This is a genomic window from Erwinia sp. PME.40.26/001, assembly GCF_055556675.1.
Genome location: NZ_JBVHNP010000251.1, coordinates 1 through 261 on the forward strand (window position 1 = coordinate 1; position 261 = coordinate 261).

General features: G+C 71.3%; 1 pseudogene. It reads right to left on the reverse strand.

Features of this window, described 5'->3' with window-relative positions:
- A pseudogene (locus ACZ3HG_RS24065) lies at positions 1-261 on the reverse strand (hypothetical protein); the annotation flags it as partial.

The window sequence follows — 261 nt, forward strand, 5'->3', positions numbered from 1 at the left end:
TGACCCAGATGACGGGGGCGCCCAGACGCGCTGCCGCGGGCTCGACGATCGCCCGCACGCGGGCGTACGCGTCGTCCTCACCGAAGTCGGCGAGGTCGCCCGTGAAGATGAGACCGTCGGGACGGATTCCGGATGCCTCGATCGCGACGACCGCCTGGGAGAGGTGCTCCTCGGAGTCGACGCGGTCGTACAGCGGGGCGCCGCCCGCTCGCAGGTGCGTGTCACTCAGGTGGAGCAGCACGCGTTCGGCGCGAGGGTGTT